At 62.8% G+C, this 20,255-nt stretch carries 20 protein-coding genes; 9 read left to right on the top strand and 11 right to left on the bottom strand.

The window, feature by feature from the left end; translation table 11 throughout:
- Nucleotides 1-86: 86 nt before the first annotated feature.
- Nucleotides 87-1,367, bottom strand: a complete 1,281-nt coding sequence (gene kynU / locus ACR9WD_RS01160) for a kynureninase (protein WP_149596147.1) — start codon at nucleotides 1,365-1,367, stop codon at nucleotides 87-89.
- A 128-nt stretch (nucleotides 1,368-1,495) separates the two neighbouring features.
- On the opposite strand from kynU, the gene ACR9WD_RS01155 reads away from it, so the two are divergent.
- The 4 genes from ACR9WD_RS01155 to ACR9WD_RS01140 all read left to right on the top strand — a co-directional run bounded on the left by ACR9WD_RS01155 (nucleotide 1,496) and on the right by ACR9WD_RS01140 (nucleotide 4,578).
- Entirely contained in the window at nucleotides 1,496-1,981 is a 486-nt protein-coding gene (locus ACR9WD_RS01155) for an Lrp/AsnC family transcriptional regulator (RefSeq protein WP_337446699.1), read from the top strand.
- 71 nt (nucleotides 1,982-2,052) lie between these two features.
- Nucleotides 2,053-2,472 (top strand): hypothetical protein, encoded by a 420-nt coding sequence (locus ACR9WD_RS01150; protein ID WP_121865978.1) that lies wholly within the window; start codon nucleotides 2,053-2,055, stop codon nucleotides 2,470-2,472.
- Nucleotides 2,426-3,913, top strand: a complete 1,488-nt coding sequence (locus ACR9WD_RS01145; RefSeq protein WP_285675304.1) for a sensor histidine kinase — start codon at nucleotides 2,426-2,428, stop codon at nucleotides 3,911-3,913. The genes ACR9WD_RS01150 and ACR9WD_RS01145 overlap by 47 nt, the downstream gene beginning before the upstream one ends.
- Nucleotides 3,910-4,578: a response regulator transcription factor gene (locus ACR9WD_RS01140; RefSeq protein ID WP_038991992.1), complete on the top strand. Its 669-nt coding sequence runs from the start codon at nucleotides 3,910-3,912 to the stop codon at nucleotides 4,576-4,578. Before ACR9WD_RS01145 ends, ACR9WD_RS01140 begins: the two co-directional genes overlap by 4 nt.
- Before the next feature lie 18 nt (nucleotides 4,579-4,596).
- On the opposite strand, the gene ACR9WD_RS01135 is transcribed toward ACR9WD_RS01140, so the two are convergent.
- The 6 genes from ACR9WD_RS01135 to ACR9WD_RS01110 all read right to left on the bottom strand — a co-directional run bounded on the left by ACR9WD_RS01135 (nucleotide 4,597) and on the right by ACR9WD_RS01110 (nucleotide 10,109).
- Entirely contained in the window at nucleotides 4,597-5,415 is an 819-nt protein-coding gene (locus ACR9WD_RS01135) for a polyphosphate polymerase domain-containing protein (RefSeq protein WP_434922519.1), read from the bottom strand.
- Entirely contained in the window at nucleotides 5,415-6,083 is a 669-nt protein-coding gene (locus ACR9WD_RS01130) for a DUF4956 domain-containing protein (protein ID WP_190264414.1), read from the bottom strand. The genes ACR9WD_RS01135 and ACR9WD_RS01130 overlap by 1 nt, the downstream gene beginning before the upstream one ends.
- 243 nt (nucleotides 6,084-6,326) lie before the next feature.
- Entirely contained in the window at nucleotides 6,327-6,743 is a 417-nt protein-coding gene (locus ACR9WD_RS01125) for a DUF3151 domain-containing protein (RefSeq protein ID WP_038991994.1), read from the bottom strand.
- 2 nt (nucleotides 6,744-6,745) lie between these two features.
- On the bottom strand, nucleotides 6,746-7,768 hold the full coding sequence (gene fbaA, locus ACR9WD_RS01120) for a class II fructose-bisphosphate aldolase (protein WP_073707306.1): 1,023 nt from the start codon (nucleotides 7,766-7,768) through the stop codon (nucleotides 6,746-6,748).
- Between the two features lie 196 nt (nucleotides 7,769-7,964).
- A complete protein-coding gene (locus ACR9WD_RS01115) occupies nucleotides 7,965-9,230 on the bottom strand; it encodes a peptidoglycan DD-metalloendopeptidase family protein (RefSeq protein ID WP_434922518.1) in 1,266 nt (421 codons plus the stop codon).
- 222 nt (nucleotides 9,231-9,452) lie between these two features.
- On the bottom strand, nucleotides 9,453-10,109 hold the full coding sequence (locus tag ACR9WD_RS01110) for a TrmH family RNA methyltransferase (RefSeq protein WP_423299442.1): 657 nt from the start codon (nucleotides 10,107-10,109) through the stop codon (nucleotides 9,453-9,455).
- A gap of 139 nt (nucleotides 10,110-10,248) precedes the next feature.
- Between ACR9WD_RS01110 and ACR9WD_RS01105 the strand changes: the two genes are divergently transcribed.
- The 4 genes from ACR9WD_RS01105 to ACR9WD_RS01090 all read left to right on the top strand — a co-directional run bounded on the left by ACR9WD_RS01105 (nucleotide 10,249) and on the right by ACR9WD_RS01090 (nucleotide 13,353).
- On the top strand, nucleotides 10,249-11,091 hold the full coding sequence (locus tag ACR9WD_RS01105; protein ID WP_100339296.1) for an HAD-IIA family hydrolase: 843 nt from the start codon (nucleotides 10,249-10,251) through the stop codon (nucleotides 11,089-11,091).
- Nucleotides 11,092-11,171: 80 nt separating this feature from the next.
- On the top strand, nucleotides 11,172-11,810 hold the full coding sequence (locus ACR9WD_RS01100) for a TetR family transcriptional regulator (RefSeq protein WP_423299441.1): 639 nt from the start codon (nucleotides 11,172-11,174) through the stop codon (nucleotides 11,808-11,810).
- Between the two features lie 35 nt (nucleotides 11,811-11,845).
- On the top strand, nucleotides 11,846-12,631 hold the full coding sequence (locus tag ACR9WD_RS01095) for an ABC transporter ATP-binding protein (RefSeq protein WP_052253849.1): 786 nt from the start codon (nucleotides 11,846-11,848) through the stop codon (nucleotides 12,629-12,631).
- A complete protein-coding gene (locus ACR9WD_RS01090) occupies nucleotides 12,628-13,353 on the top strand; it encodes an ABC transporter permease (RefSeq protein ID WP_423299440.1) in 726 nt (241 codons plus the stop codon). Before ACR9WD_RS01095 ends, ACR9WD_RS01090 begins: the two co-directional genes overlap by 4 nt.
- A gap of 3 nt (nucleotides 13,354-13,356) precedes the next feature.
- Here the strand turns inward: ACR9WD_RS01090 and ACR9WD_RS01085 are convergent, their stop codons facing one another.
- The 4 genes from ACR9WD_RS01085 to ACR9WD_RS01070 are packed head-to-tail and all read right to left on the bottom strand — an operon-like array spanning nucleotide 13,357 to nucleotide 18,967.
- Complete coding sequence (locus ACR9WD_RS01085; RefSeq protein ID WP_073707300.1) at nucleotides 13,357-15,687, bottom strand: glycoside hydrolase family 3 N-terminal domain-containing protein; 2,331 nt, start codon at nucleotides 15,685-15,687, stop codon at nucleotides 13,357-13,359.
- A 48-nt stretch (nucleotides 15,688-15,735) separates the two neighbouring features.
- A complete protein-coding gene (locus tag ACR9WD_RS01080; protein ID WP_073707299.1) occupies nucleotides 15,736-16,623 on the bottom strand; it encodes a carbohydrate ABC transporter permease in 888 nt (295 codons plus the stop codon).
- Nucleotides 16,620-17,660: a carbohydrate ABC transporter permease gene (locus ACR9WD_RS01075; RefSeq protein ID WP_083586860.1), complete on the bottom strand. Its 1,041-nt coding sequence runs from the start codon at nucleotides 17,658-17,660 to the stop codon at nucleotides 16,620-16,622. The genes ACR9WD_RS01080 and ACR9WD_RS01075 overlap by 4 nt, the downstream gene beginning before the upstream one ends.
- Nucleotides 17,661-17,668: 8 nt before the next feature.
- Nucleotides 17,669-18,967 carry an ABC transporter substrate-binding protein gene (locus tag ACR9WD_RS01070; protein ID WP_073707298.1) on the bottom strand — a complete coding sequence of 433 codons (1,299 nt, stop codon included), beginning with the start codon at nucleotides 18,965-18,967 and terminating at the stop codon, nucleotides 17,669-17,671.
- Nucleotides 18,968-19,183: 216 nt separating this feature from the next.
- On the opposite strand from ACR9WD_RS01070, the gene ACR9WD_RS01065 reads away from it, so the two are divergent.
- Nucleotides 19,184-20,248 carry a LacI family DNA-binding transcriptional regulator gene (locus ACR9WD_RS01065; protein ID WP_073707297.1) on the top strand — a complete coding sequence of 355 codons (1,065 nt, stop codon included), beginning with the start codon at nucleotides 19,184-19,186 and terminating at the stop codon, nucleotides 20,246-20,248.
- Nucleotides 20,249-20,255: the final 7 nt, after the last annotated feature.

Below are 20,255 nucleotides of genomic sequence, written 5' to 3'. Positions count from 1 at the left end.
GAAAATGCCGTGCTGCTCTCAAGGTTACTCCCGCGCTGATTCGCCGGCTTCGGCCCCGGGATGGCCCGAAACCGGGGGAATTTGCGTCATGTCACGGCATTACGCACGGCGTACTCTTCGCGCTGCCACGCATTGGTGTGCAGAATTTCACGCAGTTTCTCCACGGCATCCCAGATATCGGTGCGCGTCAGGTACAGCGGGGTGATGCCAAAGCGCAGGACTTCCGGTTCGCGGTAGTCTCCGATGACGCCCTGGTCGATGAGTGCGGCGATGATTTCATATCCATGCTCATGGCGGAAGCTGACATGGCTGCCGCGGGCTGCATGCTCGCGCGGGGTCACCAGTTCCATACCGTAACCGGCGCAACGGATTTCCACCAGCTCGATGAATAGGTCCACCAGCTCCAGCGAGTTGGCGCGCACCTTGCCCATGTCAGCTTCCAGGGCGATATCCAGGCCGACCTCGATCATTGCCAGCGAGGTGACCGGCTGGGTGCCGCACATGAAGCGGCGGATGTCGTTGGCCGGGGTGTAGCTGTCGGCCATCTCGAAGGGCGACTTGTGCGACCACCAGCCGGACAGCGGCTGCCAGAAGCGTTCGTGGTGGCGGGCATTGACCCAGATGAACGCCGGGGAGCCCGGTCCGCCATTGAGATATTTGTAGGTGCAGCCCACGGCGTAGTCGGCATCTGCCGCATTCAGGTCGATCGGCACCGCCCCCGCGGCATGGGCCAGGTCCCAGACCACCAGGGCGCCCGAGGCGTGGATGGCCGCGGTCACTTCATCCATGTCCCACATGGATCCGGTGCGGTAGTTCACGTGCGACAGGGCCACCACAGCCACGGTCTCGTCCAGTGCGGCACGCAGCGACTCCGCAGAATCGATGAGCTTCACCTCGTAGGCGACGCCGGTTTCCTGCGAGAGCGAGTTGACCAGATCGGCCAGGCCCTCGGCGATATAGATGTCGGTTGGGAAGTTGTCGCGTTCGGTGAGAATCACCCGGCGCTGCGGGGCATCGGCCTTCTGCGTGCGCAGTGCCGAGGCCAGGGCCTTGAACAAGTTCAGCGTGGTGGTGTCGGTGATCGCGGTTTCGCCGGGGTTCGCGCCCAGCAGGCGCCCCAGCTTGTCGCCGAGCTTGAGCGGCATCTCGAACCAGCCGGCGGTGTTCCATGAACGGATCAGGCCCTGGCCCCATTCTTCGGTGACTACCTGGGCGGCCCGTTCGGCTGCTCCCTTGGGCAGCGCACCCAGGGAATTGCCGTCGAGGTAGATGACGCCTTCCGGGAGGTTGAAGCGGTCGCCGAACGCCACCAGCGGGTCTGCCGCGTCCAACTGTGCAAGCGATTGGCGGGTCAGTGGGGTGGTCATTGGATCTCCTGTTCGGCCACGATAAATGATGGAAAACTTCCAGTTCTCCATGATGAATCCATCGTAGAATCAGATTCGATACTGTGCGAGTAGAACTGAACTTTTTAGAAGAATCGAGTTGATCAGCCGTGCCAGGTTCATTATGGACGATTCAAGGCGACGCCCTGCCGAATCCTGTTCGTGTCGACGGAACGGACTTGTCCATCCTTGCTGAGCTGAGCCAGGATGCGCGGATCGCCAACAATGTCCTGGCCGCAAAGGTCGGACTGGCACCCTCCACCTGCCTGGGCCGGGTCAAGGCCCTCTCCAAGGCGGGAGTAATCACCGGCTACCACGCTGCGATCAATGAGCGGCTGCTCGGCGTTGCCGTCAACGCCATGATCTCCGTCGTGGTCTCCTCCACTGCCCGGGACCGCCTGCTGTCCTCGGCGCATCAGCTCAAGGAGCTCGCCGAGGTCAAGGAAGTCTTCGTACTCGGCGGGTCGCCGGATTTGCTGGTGCGGGTGTCGACCCGGAGCATCGAAGATTTGCGGACATTCGTGGCCACGCACTTGGGGTCCAACCGCGCGTTCGCTTCCACCCAGACGGTCATCATCTTCGAGCATTTGGCCTAGCACCGGGAAGCCTTCGTCATCTAACGGCATCTCTCATCTGGATCTCATTTATTTCAGCCACAATGAAAAACATGGGAAAGGAAGCTTTGCGCCGTGTCTTTGCGACGATCGCTGTCGTGGCAGTCGTATGCCTGGGCGCGTTCGGAATCAGCCAAGCCTTGGAAGGCCCGGCGGACCAAGACCTCGGTGAAGGGTTCATCTTCGAAGAAGCCACCCCTGCTCCGACCAGCAGCACCCCCAACGGCCCAACCTCCTCGCCTTCCGCCTCGGCGACCGAATCCCCGAAGCCGTCGTCCAGCCCGAGCAAGTCGAAAAAGCCGGAGCCTTCGGAGGAACCCAAGCCGAGCGCTACTCCCAAGCCGAAACCTACGCCGCCACCCCCGCCGAAGAAGACCGTCGTCCCATTGCCTCCATCCGGCAACCAGTACGACGATGATGACGACGATGACGACGACTACGAAGAAGCCGACGACGACGGTGACGATGACTAGCTCACCCGAACGCCGGTGGTCCATCCGGGCCCGGGTGCTGACCGGCATGATGCTGCTCGTGGGCCTGGCCCTGCTGGTGGCGGGCACCGCAAGCTTTGCCGTGCAGCGCCACGAACTGAACGAACGCCTCGACGAGTCGTTGACCCGCACCGTCAAGGAATTCAAGGTCCTCACCGAAACCGGTGTCGACCCGCGGACCATGGAGCGCTTCAAGCACGCTGAGGACCTGCTGTACATCGCCATGCAGCGCACCCTGCCGTCGCCGAAGCAGGGCATGCTCGCACTGGTTGGCAACAAGGTGCGCTGGACCGCACCGGATATCGTCAACACCCGGCTTGAAGATGATCCGGAATTCCTCGAATGGGCCAGAACCGTCCAGGCTGCCAACCATATCCGCCTGGGAACTGTAGACACGGACATCACTACCTATCGCGCAGTGGTCGTTCCGGTCAGCCTTCCTGCCGACCATGAGCACGGCGCCTTCGTGCTGGCCTACGACTACTCCGCCGAGGCCATCGCCAACGACCGCAATTTCATGATCTACGCCGCCGTCGGCGGCTCGGTCATGCTCGTTGCCGCGCTGGCGGCCTGGCTTGTGGTGGGACGGATGCTCGACCCGATTCGCCGCCTGCAAACCACCGCGCAGCAGATTTCCGAGACCGATGTCTCCCAGCGCATCGAGGTTTCCGGAAATGACGAGTTCGCCGAATTGACCGTCACTGTCAACGAGATGCTGGACCGCTTGGAAGGCGCGCTGAGCTCGCAGCGCCAGCTGCTCGATGATGTCGGGCACGAATTGCGCACGCCGGTGACGATCATCAACGGGCATCTGGAACTGATGGACCCCAGCGATCCAGAAGATGTCGGGCAGAGCCGCGATATCGCCATGGACGAGCTCGGGCGCATGTCCTTGCTGATCAACGACCTGGTGACCCTGGCGAAATCCAACCGCATGGACTTCCTCCAGGTTGAGCCGACGGAAGTCGGCAAGCTGCTGGACGACATCCTCGACAAGGCTCGCGGCCTGGGACCGCGCCAGTGGCGCGTCGACTACCGCACCGAAGCCACCGTGTCGCTCGACCCGGTCCGGACCACCCAGGCCATGCTGCAGCTGTGCGCCAATGCGGTGAAGTTCTCGCCCGAGGGCAGCCGCATCGGCTTGGGCAACGAGATTGTCCGCGATGGCCAGGGCAACACCACCTTGCGCTGGTGGGTTTCCGATGCGGGCGTGGGCATCCAGGCCGAAGATCTTGAACGCATTTTCGAGCGCTTTGGACGTGGCCAGAACTCTGTGCGTTCCTCCGGTTCCGGCCTGGGGCTGAACATCGTGCAGGCCATCGCTGAAACCCACGGCGGGCGAGTGTGGGTGAATTCGGAGCATGGCAAGGGATCCACGTTCTACATTGACATGCCGTTGTCGACTGGAAGCAAGGAAGCATGAGCCAGATACTGATTATTGAAGATGAGCCGCGCATCAGTTCGTTCGTTGCCAAGGGGCTGCGTGCCGCGGGACTGACCTCATCCATCGCGGAAACCGGGCATGACGGTTTCAGCCAGGCCATTGAAGGCGACCATGAGCTGATCATCCTCGATCTGGGCCTGCCCGATGAGGACGGATTCTCGGTGCTGCGCCGCCTGCGCGCCGCGCAGATCGATACGCCGGTAATCATCCTGACCGCGCGCGGCAGCGTGGAAGACACGGTCGCCGGCCTGCAGAACGGCGCCGATGACTACATGGCCAAGCCGTTCCACTTCGACGAGCTGCTGGCCCGTGTACGCCTGCGCCTTCGCTCGGAGGACAATGCCCCCGAGGTGTCTTCGCTGACCCACGAGAACCTGCATATGGATTTGCTGCGCCGCCGCGTGACGGTCGATGAACGCGAGGTCGACCTGTCGGCACGCGAGTTCGCGCTGGCCGAAGCGTTCTTGCGCAACCCCGGACAGGTGCTCAGCCGGGAGCAGCTGCTGTCCCGGGTCTGGGGCTATGACTTCGACCCCGGTTCCAACGTGGTGGACGTGTATGTCCGCTACCTGCGCAACAAGCTCGGAACTGAACGCTTTGAGACGGTGCGCGGATTCGGCTACCGTCTCGCCTCGGAGCGGTAGCCGAATCCGCTGCCGGTGCTAGCGCAGCGCCGGTTCCGGGACGAAGCTCTGCTGCAGCAGCCGGCTCCAGCGGTTGGCCGGCAGCTGCGGGTTCAGCAGCGCAATGCCGATGCAGTACTTGGACATCGACACCTCGCGGATGCCCAGCTCCGCCAGGGCCTGGTCCGAAACGCCGCGGCCGTCGGCTGACTTGGTCTCCACGACAATCAGGTCCGGCCCGTCGACTTTCGCCTCGCCATGGGCGTATTCCAGCTCGACGTCGCAGGTCAGCCGTTCACCATCGATCGGGTTCACGAACGTCGCGCGGCGGTAGGCGCTGTCCAGGACCGGCTGCAATTGGGGTGCCTCCTGCCCGTACTCGCTGCGCAGCACCGATTCGAAGAATTCCCGGTTTTCCTTGGTCAGTTCGCCAGCAGTGTCCAGGTCCTGCTCTACACGGTGCTTCACCGTGGCGCCACGCAGCCCCTTGGTCTTGATCTCGAACATCGACAGCCCGGTGTCCGCATAGGTGCGCGAGCGCACCTTGTAGCGCCGGCGCCGGCCCTGGCGGTGGGCGCGGTACTGGTCGTAGTCCTCGGTGTCGAAATACACCGATTCGTAGCGGAAGGTGCGCCGGCCGTCGATCTGCATGATCTTGAACTGGTCGCCCAAGCGCTCGGATAGCGCGGTGAATTCTTCCGGGGTCAGCAGGAACTTCTTGTCGACGCGGGTCTGCAGCTCGGCTTCGGAGATCACATCTTCGAGGCTGATTGGCTCCCGGCCGATGACGGCTGCCTCCAGAGCCGCCCTGGCTTGGGAGGAGGCGAGGCCCATACGCTTGTCGGCAAGGGCAGTCATCAAGACCACGACCCCTGTTTCGCTCCGTTCTGCGTGGCCGGGGCGGTCTGGCTGTTGGCCAGTTCATAGGTGCCGGAGAAGCTCTCGGAGGCGCTGGCCTTGGACGCAGGCTTGCTGCCGGCGGCGTTGGTGCGGAAGCGGACATCGACGATGGTCAGGTCGCGCACCATGTCCAGCTCGACAACCACGGTTCGCAGCACCTTGGCATCCAGCAGTTCTTCAAGCGCGGCCTGCAGGTCGACCTTCTTCGGGTAGGCGCGTTCCAGGGTCACGGTCTGGCGTTCGGTGCGCGGGGCGAAGCTCGGGTGGTCGGCAAGGAACATCACCAGAACCAGGGCCGCGGTCGCTGCCGGAGCCAGCCATGCAGGTTCCGGGTGCAGGCCGTTGACCAAGCCGATGGCCAGCGAGATGAAGTAGTAGGCCACTTCTTCCTGGGTCAAGGTGTCGGACCGAAGGCGGATGATCGAGAGGATGCCGAAGAGGCCGAGACCCAGCCCCATGCCCGCACCGCTGCCCGAGAGCAGCAAGGTGACGGCGAAGATGCCCATGCTCAAGGCGATGTAGGCCAGCACGAGGTCGCGGCGGAAGTGGCGGCGGAAGTATACGAAGTACACGAGAACCGTAATGCCGATGATGTTGGAGCCCAGTCCCATCCAGAATGACAACATTGCTCTCCCTTTCGAAGACGTGAGGTGATGATCTCTTCGAAATGAACTTTAGGTGAACTAGATGAGTCCGGAAGTAGAACAACATGAGAACGCCCTCATGTTTCTTAATGAGTCATGACCTGCCGGTTTGCTGTTTGTTGAAGGTGACGACGAGACCTTCGCAGGGTTGGAAGCCTGCGTTAAATACCGCTCGGCGGCTCTTCTCCTTGCGAGAAGAGCCGCCGAGCGGTGTTGCGAAATTGGCTACTTGCCGGCTTCAATTTCAGCCTTGGCGGTAGCATCCGAGTCGTTCAGGAACTTGCCGATGCGCTCGACTTCCTCGGTCTCCCCGATGGCAGCAGCCGCCCGGCCCAGCGCGTACAGCGAGCGCAGGAAGCCGCGGTTCGGCTCGTGGCGCCAAGGCACCGGGCCCTGTCCGCGCCAGCCGGCCTTGCGCAGCGAGTCCAGGCCGCGGTGGTAGCCCACGCGTGCAAACGCATAGGACTCCACGATGCGGCCTTCGTTATGCGCTTCGTTGGCAAGCAGTGCCCAAGCCAGTGACGAGGCAGGGAATTTTGCCGCCAAGTCCGCGGCTTCGTCCCCGGCTTCGTGGCGTGCCAGCACTTCGGTTTCTTCCGGAAGCAGGGTTTCCGGGATGCCCAGCAGGTTTTCTCCGACCATGGTTACTTCAGCGACTTTCCGGCCGAGCCGAGCTGCTGGGCAGCTTCAACGATGCGGGCAGCCATGGACTCTTCGGCCTTGGCGCCCCACACGCGTGGGTCGTAGGTCTTCTTGTTGCCAACTTCGCCGTCGACCTTCAGCACGCCGTCATAGTTGGCAAGCATGTGGCCAGCTACCGGGCGGGTGAAGGCGTACTGGGTGTCGGTGTCGATGTTCATCTTGATTACGCCGTAGGAGACCGCATCGGCGATTTCCTGTTCCGAGGAGCCCGAGCCGCCGTGGAACACCAGGTCGAATGGGTTGTCCTTGCCGATCTTGGCGCCGACCTGCGCCTGGATGTCCTTCAGGATCTCTGGGCGCAGCTTTACGTTGCCTGGCTTGTAAACGCCGTGGACGTTGCCGAAGGTCAGCGCGGTGATGTAGCGGCCCTTCTCGCCGGAGCCCAGGGCCTCAATGGTGGCCAGAGCGTCTTCGACGGTGGTGTAGAGCTTGTCATTAATGGCGTTCTCCACGCCGTCTTCCTCGCCGCCCACGGTGCCGATCTCGACTTCGAGGATCTGCTTGGCGGCATGGGTGCGCGGAAGCAGTTCTGCGGCAATGCGCAGGTTCTCTTCGAGGGTTTCAGCCGAACCGTCCCACATGTGGGAGTTGAAGAATGGATCGCGGCCTGCAGCGACTTCAGCCTCCGAAGCGGCAAGCAGCGGCAACACGAAACCGTCCAGCTTGTCGGCTGGGCAGTGGTCGGTGTGCAGCGCGATGTTCACGCCGTAGTTCTTGGCAACCTGGCGGGCGAAGGCCGCGAAGCCCAGCGAGCCGGCAACCATGTCCTTGATGGACGCACCCGACCAGTATGCGGCGCCGCCGGTGGAGACCTGGATGATGCCGTCGGATTCAGCCTCTGCGAAACCGCGGATTGCGGCGTTCAAAGTCTGCGAGCTGGTCACGTTCACTGCTGGGAAGGCGTAGCCGCCTGCCTTGGCAGCATCGATCATTGCATTGTACTTATCGGGGGTTGCGATAGGCATGCTTCACTCCTGGTGATTAGCGAGGTTACGCGTCTCCATTGACGGCGGTTCGCCATCCATCCTATCGGCTATGGCACTGTCTGAGTCCTAAATCTCAGATCGTGACACGGGGATTTCCGAGGTTTACGGCAAAGCGAACGGCCAACCCAGACGAGAACTAGTCTCATGACAGTTGGCCGTTGGCTTATTGCGTTCTTTATTCGTTTGTTGCGCTCTGGGAACTGCTTCCCGATGGAGCCACCTGCGTGGTGCCCGTTGTGCTTGGAGCTGGCGCCGTGCTCTTGGACGCATTCGGAGTTTCGCTTCCGGTTGACGTCGACTTCGAGGAATCCGTTTCAGTCTCAGGAGCTGGATTCGTTGGGGAATTCTCGACCGGAGCTTCGTCTTTCTCGGATCCCTCAGTGGGTGCAGGAGCAGTCGTTTCAGGCCCCGTAGGCGAGCTCTCGTCAGGGCTCGTCGAACTCTCTGGGCCCTGCGACTCGCTGGGACTTGTCGACTCGTCCGGGCTCTTGGAGCTATCCGGGCTTTTCGAGCCGTCAGGGCTCTGCGAGCCATCGGGCGACTGGGAACCGCTTGGGGATTCGCTCTCGCTTGGCGACGGGCGCTTCGTTTCCGATGGGGTCGGTTTCGGCCGAGGAATGACTGGAGTATCGTCCTCGGGAACGATCACATCTGGATCCGGGCCGATTGGAGCGCGATCTGGCGTCTGGGAGCCGTTGCCCTTCGGAGCGGTGCCGGCGTTGACCGTCAGGCGCTGCGAATTAATCATTGCTTGACGCTGTCCAGGAATGGTTGGCAGGTAGTTGCGCGGATCGTGCCAACGGCCATCGATGATGACCTCGAAGTGCACATGGCAACCGGTCGAGTTGCCGGTAGTGCCGGCCAAGGCAATCAGCTCGCCCTGTTCGACCCGCTGCCCCACCTTGGCAATCAACTTTGAATTGTGGCTGTAGCCAGTCTGGACATTGCTGCCGTGATCAATGGTCACACGCATGCCTGAGTGGCCTGCCCATGAGGATACGGTGACCGTTCCAGCCTCGGAAGCGTAAACGGGCGAGCCGCAGGCAATCGGGTAGTCCTGGCCGATGTGGATCTGGTTGCCCGGACCGGTTGGGTTGGCACGCCAGCCGTAGGGGCTGGAAATCTTGCGCGTCTTGACCGGGTGCATCAGCTGCAGGTCGCCAGGCAGCTTGCCCAGTTCACCTACCATGCCGGCGAGCAATGCGGAGGATTCGTTGTCATCGCCGGATGCCTCGGATTCAGCATCAGCGCCATCGATCATGCCCACTGGACGTCCGTCAATTGCCAGTTCCTTGCCGGAACCGCCGAAGGCATTCAGTGGAGCGTCGGCGCTGACATAGACAGGCCCGTTGAACATCGACGGATCAGCGACAGCGTCGATGCCTACGGGGATATTTCCCTGCCTGGTATCTCCGACCTGCGCCATGATTGGGATCGCCAAGGCTCCTGTCAGCCCGAGCGCAGCGACGATAGAAGTCGACCATATAACCAATGGTTTCCTGCGTCGCGGCAAACCCGGCAACAACAAGTCGTGGTTCACTTGATGACGTCGTTTCACGACCGCCCTCTCCCAGATCACATTTTCATAACCAAAATCCAGCGTAGGCCGAAAATGGTAACTAATCCAGATGCTCGACTAAACTCGCCAGTATTAAATTTCCAGTTAACCTACTTTTTGTCCAAACACGTGCCTGCGCACCCATGCATGCATGGCAATCCCGGCGGCGGAAGCCGCATTGATTGAACGAGTCGACCCGAACTGCTCGATGGACAAGGTGTCCTTGGCCGCGGCATGGACTTCCGGACTGAGTCCGGGACCTTCTTGCCCGAAGACCAGCACGCAGTTCTTCGGAAGATCGTAGGTTTCCAATGGAACGGAATCCGGGAAGATATCGATGCCCAGAATGGTCAGCCCTTCGCCTTCGGCCCAGGCAACGAACTCCTCCACCGTTGCATGGTGGCGTACATGCTGGTAACGATCCGTGACCATGGCGCCTCGCCGATTCCAGCGGCGGCGGCCGATGATATGTACTTCCTTGGCCAAGAAGGCATTGGCGCTGCGCACCACAGTGCCGATGTTCATATCGTGCTGCCAGTTTTCAATCGCGATATGGAAATCGTGGCGGCGTTCGTCAAGATCAGCAATGATGGCGTCCATCGTCCAGTAGCGGTATTTGTCCGCGACGTTGCGCCGGTCGCCCTCGGAAAGCAGCTGCGGATCGTATCTTCCGTCGGTAGGCAGCTCCCCTTCCCAGGGGCCCACACCGATGACATGCTGCGCACCGGGATCATTCACTGGTTCATGCGTTTCTTCGTTCACAGTATTAAGCCTAGTTCGTTATGTTCGTGCCCTTGTTCACGGTGCATTTGCACGAGCCTGTGTAATCTCTTAATAGAAGGGGATACTTTCAGTGCCGATAGCTCCCACCACATACTTTCCCAGGGAGGATCTACGCCTCGTGACTACTTCAATCCGCGGTACCCGAACTGTCCACGACATAAAATGCTGGCTCACCGACATGGACGGCGTATTGGTGCACGAGAACCAGGCCATCAAGGGCGCCGCCGAGCTTTTGGGCTACTGGCGCGAAAACAACCTGCGCTTCCTGGTGCTGACCAACAACTCCATCTTCACCCCGCGCGATTTGCGCGCCCGCTTGCTGGCCTCGGGCCTGGACGTCCCGGAGGAGAACATCTGGACGTCCGCGATGGCCACCGCCGAGTTCCTGGCTCGCCAGCGTCCAGGTGGCCGCACCTTCGTCATCGGCGAAGCCGGCCTGACCACCGCACTGCACGATGCAGGTTTCATCATGACCGATCAGAATCCTGACTACGTGGTTCTGGGCGAGACCCGCACCTACTCTTTTGAAGCCATCACCAAGGCCATCCGGCTGATCGAAGGCGGGGCGAAGTTCATCGCAACGAATCCGGACGCCACCGGCCCCTCCACCGAGGGCATCATGCCGGCCACCGGCGCCATCGCGGCCCTGATCTCCCGCGCAACCAACCGCGACCCATACGTGGTGGGCAAGCCGAACCCGATGATGTTCCGCTCCGCCTTGAACCGGATCGATGCGCACTCGGAAACCACCGCGATGATCGGCGACCGCATGGACACCGATATCGTTGCGGGCATGGAAGCCGGACTCCTGACGGCATTGGTGTACACCGGCATCACCGCCCGGGAAGACATGGATACCTTCCCGTTCCGCCCGGACCTTCAGTTCCCTTCCGTGGCTAACCTGCATGCGGAACTCGCCAAGGGCGCCGCGGCAGCGGAAACGCCAGCCGCCAAGAAGTAGCCTTCAGCTGACCCATGTAAGGCCGGGCTTTTGCCCGGCCTTACTGCGTTGGCGCACGGTTCCGGACGTATGCTGAGACCGTGAGCGAGCAAGTACCGAATGAGGTTCCGGGTGCGCGGAAGCGCGGGCGCCCCAAGGGCAGCACCACCGGGACAACCAAGGCGGCCATCCTCAGGGCCGCGTCCAAGGAATTTTCCCATGCCGGATACGAGGCAGCCAGCCTCCGTTCGGTAGCGCGCCGAGCCGGGGTGGATCCTGCGCTGGTGCACCACTACTTCAAGGACAAGGACGACCTGTTCGTCCAGGCCATGCACATCCCCGTCAATCCAGGGGAAATCATTGCCCAGGCCGCCACGGCGCCGTTGGAGCAGATGGGCGAGGCGCTGGTTCGCGCGTTGCTCACCACCTGGCGCAAGCCTGCCTTCCGCACGGCGGCAACGGCCATGATCCGGGGACTAATTTCCAGCAGCAGCGCGACGAAGATCCTCCGCCCCTTCCTGCAGAAGGAGATCTTCTCGCGATTGGGTTCGCGTTTACCCGAAGATAGCGCCGAACCCCGGGTGGCCCTGGTGGCCAGCCAGATTATCGGGCTCATTGTCGCGCGCTACATCATTGACTTGGAGCCTGTGGCCTCCATGGATGACGAGCAGGTGATCGAGCTGGTAGCTCCCACTATCCAGCGCTACCTCACCGGTGAATTGCCTGCGCTGGACCATTGACATACCGCTGGCGGGGGTCTCAAATTCATTATGTGATGAATAAAAAGGCTTGTGTCGATGTGCAGCGCCTCGTGGTCAGACGCGGAAGGTCCCTGGTCCTGGACCAGGTGGGCTTCCAACTAGCGCCGGGACGGATCATCGGCTTGCTCGGACCCAGCGGCAGCGGCAAGAGCACCCTGCTGCGCAGCATCGTGGGCAACCAGATCATCAGCGGCGGAACTGTCACCGTTCTCGGACAGCCCGCCGGGCACAAATCCCTGCGCCATCGGGTCGGCTACATGACCCAGGCCGCCAGCGTCTATGACGATTTGAGCGTCAAGCAGAACATCGCCTATTTCGCCAAGATCCTCGGGCAGCGGGCGGCCGAAGTGGAGCGGGTCATGGAAACCACGGACCTCACGGATCAGTCCGACCGGCTGGCCATGGATCTATCCGGCGGGCAGCGCAATCGCGTGTCCTTGGCCATCGCATTGCTCGGCTCGCCGGACATTGTCATCCTGGATGAACCCACAGTGGGCTTGGACCCTGTCCTGCGGGCGGATTTGTGGGCGATGTTCTCGCGACTGGCGGCCACCGGCCTTTGCCTTGTCGTCTCCAGCCATGTCATGGACGAAGCCATGCGGTGCGATGAAGTACTGCTGCTGCGCGAGGGGAAACTGCTCGGCCAGATGACCCCGGAAGCGTTGATGGAATCAACCGGTGCGCAGAATCCCGAAGATGCTTTCGTTGCGCTGATCGCGGCAGGCGGCACCGCGCAGCCGCCAAGCCGCAAGGCATCTGTTCCGAAGCATCGGGCCGCGGCGGAAGGGAAGCAGCCATGAAACGCACACTCGCCACCACCGGGCGGGTCTTGGCCCAGGTGCGCCACGACCCGCGGACCATCGCGTTGATGCTCATTGTGCCCAGCCTGCTGATCGGCCTGATCGCCTGGATCTTCACCGACACCCCGGCCTTCAGCCGCATCGGTCCGGCCATGATCGCGTTGTTCCCCTTCGTGGTGATGTTCCTGGTCACCAGCATCGCCACCCTGCGCGAGCGGCGCAGCGGCACCCTCGAGCGCCTGCTGAGCATGCCGCTGGCCAAGGGCGAGTTCATCTTCGGCTATGCGCTGGCCTTTACCCTGGTCGCGATTTTCCAAACCATGATCGCTGTCAGCTTCGCCATCTGGGTTTGCGGCCTGGAAATCGAAGGCAGCTTCTGGCTGCTGTTTGCCGTGGCAGCCCTCGACGCGCTGCTGGGAATCAGCCTCGGGTTGATGGCCAGCGCCTTCGCGCGCACCGAATTCCAAGTAGTCCAGTTCATGCCTGCACTGGTCATCCCGCAGTTCCTGCTGGCCGGCATCATCCTGCCCCGCGACCAGCTGCCCGGAGTGCTGGAAGCCATTGGAGACTGGCTTCCACTGTCCCACGCCATCGACGCCCTCTCAGATGTCGCGGCGGGAACAGTGGATTCCGCGACGGCAGGCAGCATGCTGGTCATCGTCGCCTGGATCGCCGTCGCGCTGCTGGTCGGTTCACTGACACTGCGGCGTCGCACCGCATAGCGGCTACGCGATGTCCACCGGGGTATCCATCACGCGGCCTTCGGCCACTTCACGCACTGTCCCGGTGATCTCGAAATCAGCTTGCACTGCAAGATCCTCGCTGCTCGAACCCACCAGCGCCGTGAACGTGCCCGGTTCCACAATGCGTTTTCCAGACAGGCCGGTGAACGAGGTGCGGTCGGCGTGAAGCGTGAAGGTGACCCGCTTCGACTGCCCTGCCTCGAGCGGCACCTTGGCGAAACCGGCAAGCCAGCGGCGCGGACGCACCACCTGCGACACCGCATCAGCCAGGTACAGTTGCACTACTTCGGCACCGGAGCGTGCTCCGGTGTTGGTTACGGTGGCGCTGATCCGGAAGCTTCCGTCGGTGGCAATCGACGTCTGCGACAGCTCAAGGCCGGAGATTTCGAAATTGGTGTAGGAACTGCCGTAGCCGAAGGGGTATAGCGGCCGCGGATCGAGATTCGTGACGCCTTCGGCATGCCAGGCCAGTTTGGAGGCAAGGTAGGTGCCTGGCTGCCCGCCGATATGGTCGGGGATCTGTACCGGCAGTTTGCCCGAGGGGTTGCTCTCGCCGGTCAGCACGCTGACCAGCGCAGGCCCGCCCTCCACCCCCGGCATGAAGCACTGGACGATGGCCGCGGTACGATCCACAAACTGTCCCAGCGCATATGGCCGCCCGGCTACCAGCACCAGCACCGTCGGGGTTCCGGTCGCCAGCACCGCTTCCACCAGATCCCCCTGCCGCCCGGGCAGGCGCAGGTCGACAACGTCGCAGCCCTCTCCCGAGGTGCCACGGCCGAAGAGGCCGGCGAGGTCGCCGACGGTGACCACCGCGACTTCGGCGTTGCGGGCCGCTTCGGCGGCCTGGGCGATGCCCGAATCATCCAGATCGGTGAAGTCCACGCCGCGTGCATACTCGATCTGCGATCCGGCGAGCGCAGGAGCCTGCTGCAAGGCTTCGAGGATCGAGGCCATCGGCACGCCGTAGTCCTGCTGCTCGGCAAAGCGCGAGTAGACGTGGTTGGTGAAGGAGTAGCAACCCAGGTGGGTGCGCGGCTGGGAGGCACTCGGGCCAATGACCGCCAAGCGTGCCGGGTTCTCCAGGGGGAGGATCTGCTCATTGCGCAGCAGGATGATGGATTCCTCGGCCATTGTCCGGGCATGGGCTCGGTTATCCGCCGAGTCCAGTTCCACGTCATCGCCCAGCCAGGCCTTGCGCGGGTTCCAGCCTGGGTCCAGCAGGCCCATCTCGAGCTTCTGGGCCAGCACGCGGCGTACGGCGGTGTCCAGGACTTCCTGCTCCAGCTCTCCGGCGCGGACGGCCTGTGCCAGGTTGGCGAAGGCCGTGGTCTCCGGGAGCTCAACGTCCATGCCGGCCTCCAAGGACAGCCGTCCGGCCGCGTCCTCGTCTGGGGCAACTTCATGCATGCTGTGCAGGAAGCTGACAGACCAGTAGTCGGCCACGACGGTTCCCTTGAAGCCCCAGCGGCCACGCAGCACTTCGGTGAGCAGCCGGTGGCTGCCCGCTGGCGCTTCGCCATCCACGTCCGCATAGGAGTTCATCACTGACTTCACTCCGGCTTCGCGAACTGCGCGTTCAAACGGCGGGAAGACGATGTCCTCCAAGGCGCGCGGGCCCATGGAGACCGGCGCATGGTTGCGTCCGGCTTGCGAGGCCGCGTAGCCGGCGAAGTGCTTCAAGGTGGCGTGCACCCCGGAATCCTGCAAGCCGCGCACATAGGCTACCGCCAGCTCGCCCACAAGGTGGGGGTCTTCGCCCATGGTCTCTTCCACCCGGCCCCAGCGGTAGTCCCGGGCAACGTCCAGGACTGGGGACAGGCCCTGGTGCACGCCCATTTTCCGCATGTCGGCACCGATGCGCCGGGCCATACCTCCAATGAGTTCCGGATTGAAGGTTGCGCCCCAGGCGATGGACGCCGGATAGCAGGTGGCCCCCAGGGTGGTGAAACCGGTCAGGCATTCCTCGTGGGCAATGGCCGGAATACCCAGGCGGTTGGCGGCAATGACCTGCTCTTGCAGTTCAACCAGGCGTTCGCGGCCCTCGGCGGGAGCCAACGGGATGGTGCCGAAGGCGCGGGTGATATGACCCAATCCGTCCTTGATGGCGTCTTCGAGGTCGGGTCCGGCGCCGAAGGTGTTGGCCATCGGCGCCACATTGCCCTCGCCATCCTGGCTTGCTTCCGCAGGGCGGATCCAGAACGAGCCCAGCTGCGCGGCTTTCTCTTCCAGTGTCATTTCATCCATCAGCGCGGCGACGCGTTGCTCGGCAGGAAGTGCGGTGTCATGCCAGGCTTGCTCGACAGTTTTCATGGTTTTTCCTTGTCTTCAAAAGATTTCGATAGCTTGAGGCGCGCTGGATCAGCCCTTGACCGCGCCCTGCAGTCCATTGACGATGCGTTTCTGCATGGCCAGGAAAAAGATCAGTGCCGGGATCATGGCCAGCGCGGTGAAAGCGAAGACGCCGGCGGTATCCGCCGAGTGCTCGCTGGAGTAGTCTGCGACGCCCAGCGGCAAGGTGCGCATCTCCCCCCGCAGCAGCAGCAGCGGAAGCAGGTACGCGTTCCATGACCCGACGAAGGCCAGCACGCCGACGGTGACCATGCCCGGTCCGGACAGCGGCAGCAGGATCTTCCAGAAGAAGCCCATGCGGCTGGCGCCATCGAGCTGGGCCGCTTCTTCCAGCTCCTGCGGTAGCGCCATCAGGAAGGGGCGCAGGATGACCACGGTCATGGGCAGCGCGAAGGCCGCCTGCGGCAGGGCCACACCCCACCAGGTGTTGCCCATGCCCAGGTCTCGGGTGATCAGGATGAACAGCGGAACGATTGCCACGGTGGCGGGGAACAGCAAGCCGAGCACGAAGACCATGAAGATCGGTTCGCGCAGGCGGAAATGGTAGCGGGCCAACGGGTAGGCGGCCATGATCCCGAAAACCACCACGATAACGGTGGTGATCAGCGCAATCATCGTGGAGTTCAGCGCGTACTGCCAGAAGTCCGGGTTTACCAGTACGCCCGTGTAGTTCTCCAGCACCCAGGGAGCGGGAAGGCCTGCCGGGTTCTCAGCCAGCTGGGCATTGGTGCGGAAGCCGCCGAGCACCCCGTAGAGGACTGGGCCCAGGGTTATCGCGACGACCGCCAAGGCAATGGCGTAGACCAGGACGTTTCCACCCTGCCGGCCATTGCGCTTTTTGGCGCGGCGGGCCTGTGCCGGCGTGTGCTGCGGGCGGGTGGTCAAGGTGGCGCTCATGCTTTGGCTCGCTTCCGCTTCGGGCGCTCGACATCCGGTTGCGCATCGCGCTTGAGGATGAACTGCTGGTAGGAGATGGCCAGCACCAGGGCGACGATGAACAAGATGACCGAAGCAGCCGCGGCAATGCCGAAGTTCTGGCGCTTGGTTCCTTCCGAAACCAGAAAGCTGGCCATGGTGGTCGTGGCGTTGGCCGGGCCACCGCCGGTGAGGATCCAGACCATGTCGAAGAGCTGGAGCGATCCGATCATGGACAGGAAGCCCCAGGTGCGCAGGGTGGGCCCCAGCAGCGGGATGGTGATCTTCCGCTGGATCTGCCACCAGGAAGCGCCGTCGATTTCCGCCGCTTCGTAGAGCTCGGACGGCACGCCCTGCAGTCCGGCAAGGAACAGGATCACCGCCAGCCCAAGGTACTTCCAGGTCAGTACGCCGAGCACGGTCCACAAGGCGAGTTCCGGCGTACCCAGCCAGCCCTGGGCCGGCCCTTGGATCCCCAGCTTGGACAAGATGGTGTCGATGACCCCGTACTGCGGCTGCAGGAGCTGGAACCAGACCACCCCGGCAATGACTTCGGAAAGCACGTAGGGCACGAAGATGATGGTGCGAAGCAGGGACTGGATCCTCATCTTCCGGTTCAGCAGCAGTGCGATGCCCAGGCCGATCGGGAGCTGCAGGGCGATGGAGCCGCCGATGATGACCAGGTTATGGACCAGGGCATCGGTGAATACCTCGTTGCCCAGTACCCGGACGTAGTTCTTGAAGCCTACGAAGTCCACCAGCGGGCCGAAGCCCTTCCAGTTGTACACCGAAAAGCGCACCGCCTGGATGATGGGGACCAGCATGAAGACCGCGATCAGCAGCAATGCCGGGCTGACGAAGAACAAGATCTCCAGATTCTTGCGCTTCTGTGCTGGCTTGCGTCCGCGCTTGGAGTCTCTTGGAGCCGGCAGCGCGTTTGCCTTGGAACGCTCCTTGTCGGCAAGATCGGTGCCGCCGCCAGTTGATAAGCTGGCGGCGCAGGTTACTTCTTGGGCCACGGCGGGGATCACTTCTCCAGGTCAGCGGCATCTTGGCTGGCGTCGACGATCTTCTGAGCGTTGGACTTGCCGGCAAAGAGCAGGGCAATTTCATCGTTCATTGCGCCGCCAATCGATGCGCCGAAAGCGGTGTCGAAGTAGAGCTGGAAGTACGGAGCACTGTCACGCACGTCCATCAGCGAGGCCAGTGCTGGGTCAGCGATCGCGTCCTTGGCATCCGGGTTGGTCGGCAGGCCCATGTCCAATTCGGCGAATCCGCGCTGGACTTCGGTGGAGAGCATGTACTTCACGAAGTCGACGGCCGCATCTGGCGCGCCTTCGGAAACTGCCCAGGCGTCGCCTCCGCCAAGCTGCGCGGCAGGGTCGCCTTGCCCGCCCTCGATGGCAGGGAATGGGAACCAGCCGGTGTCCTCGCCCATGCCCGCGCCGTCCTCGGTCAGGCCCTGCATGACCCCTGGCTCCCAGTGGCCAGCCAGTTCCATGGCTACCTTTCCTGTGGCCAACAGGCCGGAAGCGGAGGTCGGGCCGGACTGCGCCGGGGTGGAGAGGAAGCCCGGGTTGAACGGCTGGGCCTTGATCAGCTTGTCCACATCTTCCCCGGCCGCCACGAAGCACTGGTCGCTGAAATCGAGATTGGCGACCGAGTCGGCAAGGGTCTGCTGGGAGCATTCGCGCACTGCCGCGTAGTACCAGTAATGGGCTGCTGGCCACTTGTCGCCAGCGCCAATGGAAATCGGGTCGATGCCGGCCTGCTTCAGCTTCCCGGTTGCCTCGATCAGTTCGTCGAAGGTCTGCGGAGCCGAATCGATGCCCGCTTCCTTGAACAGCGCCTTGTTGTACCAGAACCCCGCGCCGCCCAGGGAGAACGGCAAGGCGTAGGTCCTGCCATCGAGCTGCCAGCCGCCGGCGCTCTCGCCGAGGAAGGCGATTTCCTCGGCGGCCGCATCGGTCAGGTCCTTGGTCAGTCCCGCGGCCACGTGCGCCGCCAGCTCGCCGCCGCCACGTTCCATGTAGACATCCGGGGCATCGCCGCTCTGGAAAGCCGCATCGAGCTTGGTGAGCATGTCCTCGTGCTGCATTGCGTTGACTTCTACGTTCACACCTTCGTGGGCGGCTTCGAAGTCGGCCGCCACTTTTTCGTAGTAGGCCTTGCCGTCGCCATTGTTGGAGTTGTGCCACCAGGTGATTGTGGTCGTTCCGTCAGCCGACTTCCCATCCTCTTTTGCGCCGGCGGCGCAGCCAGTGGCCAGCAAGGCGGTTGTGGCGGCCAGCGCCAGGATCTGCGCACCTCGGGTCTTGGATAACATGCTCGTGCTCCTCAGCTGTGATGATGACCTGTCGACCTCGGGCGGCAGGCGATTGGCTCCACCAAGAATTTCACCGTGACGCAGGTCATGTCAATCGTTTTCGATAACGTTTTCCAAATCCATCGCGAAAACGTTATCGAAAAGTTCGCGATTCCCCGCCATTTCCCCGTGAAACCACGATTTCCCAGAGCGTTTTGCGCTACTGTTAGTCGAGTGATGACCCCTCAGACCGGAATTCCCGAGATCCCCGCCCAGCAGCAGCTCTCCGGCGAGCCCTCCGGCTCACGCGTGACCATCAACGATGTCGCGCGCGCCGCGCAGGTCTCGGTCTCAACCGTTTCGAAGGTCGTCAACGGCCGCTACGGGGTTGCCCCGGCTACCATCGCCAAGGTCCACCAGGTCATCAGCGAGCTGGGTTACGAGACCTCGCTGGTCGCTTCCTCGCTGCGCAGCACCCGCACCAACATCATCGGCATCCTGGTTGCGGAATTCGAGCCCTTCTCGCTGGGCCTGCTCAACGGCATCTCCGCGACCCTGCGCGGAACGGAATACGATCTAATGGCCTACGCGGGCAATCTTTCCCCGGACGGGCATGCCGGCTGGGAGCGCCGCTCGCTGTCCCGTTTGGGAGGAACCCTGATCGACGGCGCCATCATCGTCACCCCCACGGTGGAGGTCCCGCATAGCTCGGTTCCGGTCGTCGCCATTGACCCGCATACGGGGCCGCAGATGCCGCTGGCCATCGATGTGGACAACCGCGCCGGAGCCTACACTGCCACCAAGCACCTGCTGGATCTGGGCCATCGCCGCATCGGGCATATCCGCGGACGAGCGGATCTGGCATCCGCGCACCTGCGCGAGCAGGGCTACCGCCAAGCACTGGAAGAGACCGGCGTGGAATTCGACCAGCAGTTGGCGCGCGACGGCGATTACCAGCATGACGCTGCCGTGCAGGCCGCCAATGACCTGCTCGATCTGCCCGAACCGCCCACCGCAATCTTTGCGGCCAACGACCTTTCGGCCCTGGCCGCGTTGGAAGTTGCCGGCGAACGCGGGCTGCAGGTTCCCGGCGATCTCTCGATCATCGGGTTCGACGACATTCCCGAGGCAGCACAGGCCACTCCCCCGCTGAGCACCGTGCGCCAGCCGCTGCATGAGATGGGCGCCCAAGCGGTGAACATGCTGCTGGCTCTGCTTTCCGGCGAGAACGTCCAATCCCCGGACCACTTGCCAGCGGTGCTCGTTCCGCGCGAGACCACCTCGCGTGCGCGCAACAGCTAACGGGCAA

The organism is Glutamicibacter sp. PAEs-4, assembly GCF_051161755.1.
In the GTDB taxonomy this organism is placed as follows: Bacteria; Actinomycetota; Actinomycetes; order Actinomycetales; family Micrococcaceae; genus Glutamicibacter; species Glutamicibacter nicotianae.
Note: the sequence above shows the minus strand (reverse complement) of the source record. Positions and strands in the feature narration are given on the sequence as shown.

What these genes read in the sequence shown, in the direction of transcription:
- kynU (WP_149596147.1), bottom strand. Translation starts at nt 1,367, where the DNA reads ATGACCACCCCACTGACCCGCCAATCGCTTGCACAGTTGGACGCGGCA.
- ACR9WD_RS01150 (WP_121865978.1), top strand. Translation starts at nt 2,053, where the DNA reads ATGGGAAAGGAAGCTTTGCGCCGTGTCTTTGCGACGATCGCTGTCGTG.
- ACR9WD_RS01145 (WP_285675304.1), top strand. Translation starts at nt 2,426, where the DNA reads ATGACGACGACTACGAAGAAGCCGACGACGACGGTGACGATGACTAGC.
- ACR9WD_RS01140 (WP_038991992.1), top strand. Translation starts at nt 3,910, where the DNA reads ATGAGCCAGATACTGATTATTGAAGATGAGCCGCGCATCAGTTCGTTC.
- ACR9WD_RS01135 (WP_434922519.1), bottom strand. Translation starts at nt 5,415, where the DNA reads ATGACTGCCCTTGCCGACAAGCGTATGGGCCTCGCCTCCTCCCAAGCC.
- ACR9WD_RS01130 (WP_190264414.1), bottom strand. Translation starts at nt 6,083, where the DNA reads ATGTTGTCATTCTGGATGGGACTGGGCTCCAACATCATCGGCATTACG.
- ACR9WD_RS01125 (WP_038991994.1), bottom strand. Translation starts at nt 6,743, where the DNA reads ATGGTCGGAGAAAACCTGCTGGGCATCCCGGAAACCCTGCTTCCGGAA.
- fbaA (WP_073707306.1), bottom strand. Translation starts at nt 7,768, where the DNA reads ATGCCTATCGCAACCCCCGATAAGTACAATGCAATGATCGATGCTGCC.
- ACR9WD_RS01095 (WP_052253849.1), top strand. Translation starts at nt 11,846, where the DNA reads ATGAATAAAAAGGCTTGTGTCGATGTGCAGCGCCTCGTGGTCAGACGC.
- ACR9WD_RS01090 (WP_423299440.1), top strand. Translation starts at nt 12,628, where the DNA reads ATGAAACGCACACTCGCCACCACCGGGCGGGTCTTGGCCCAGGTGCGC.
- ACR9WD_RS01085 (WP_073707300.1), bottom strand. Translation starts at nt 15,687, where the DNA reads ATGAAAACTGTCGAGCAAGCCTGGCATGACACCGCACTTCCTGCCGAG.
- ACR9WD_RS01080 (WP_073707299.1), bottom strand. Translation starts at nt 16,623, where the DNA reads ATGAGCGCCACCTTGACCACCCGCCCGCAGCACACGCCGGCACAGGCC.
- ACR9WD_RS01070 (WP_073707298.1), bottom strand. Translation starts at nt 18,967, where the DNA reads ATGTTATCCAAGACCCGAGGTGCGCAGATCCTGGCGCTGGCCGCCACA.
- ACR9WD_RS01065 (WP_073707297.1), top strand. Translation starts at nt 19,184, where the DNA reads ATGACCCCTCAGACCGGAATTCCCGAGATCCCCGCCCAGCAGCAGCTC.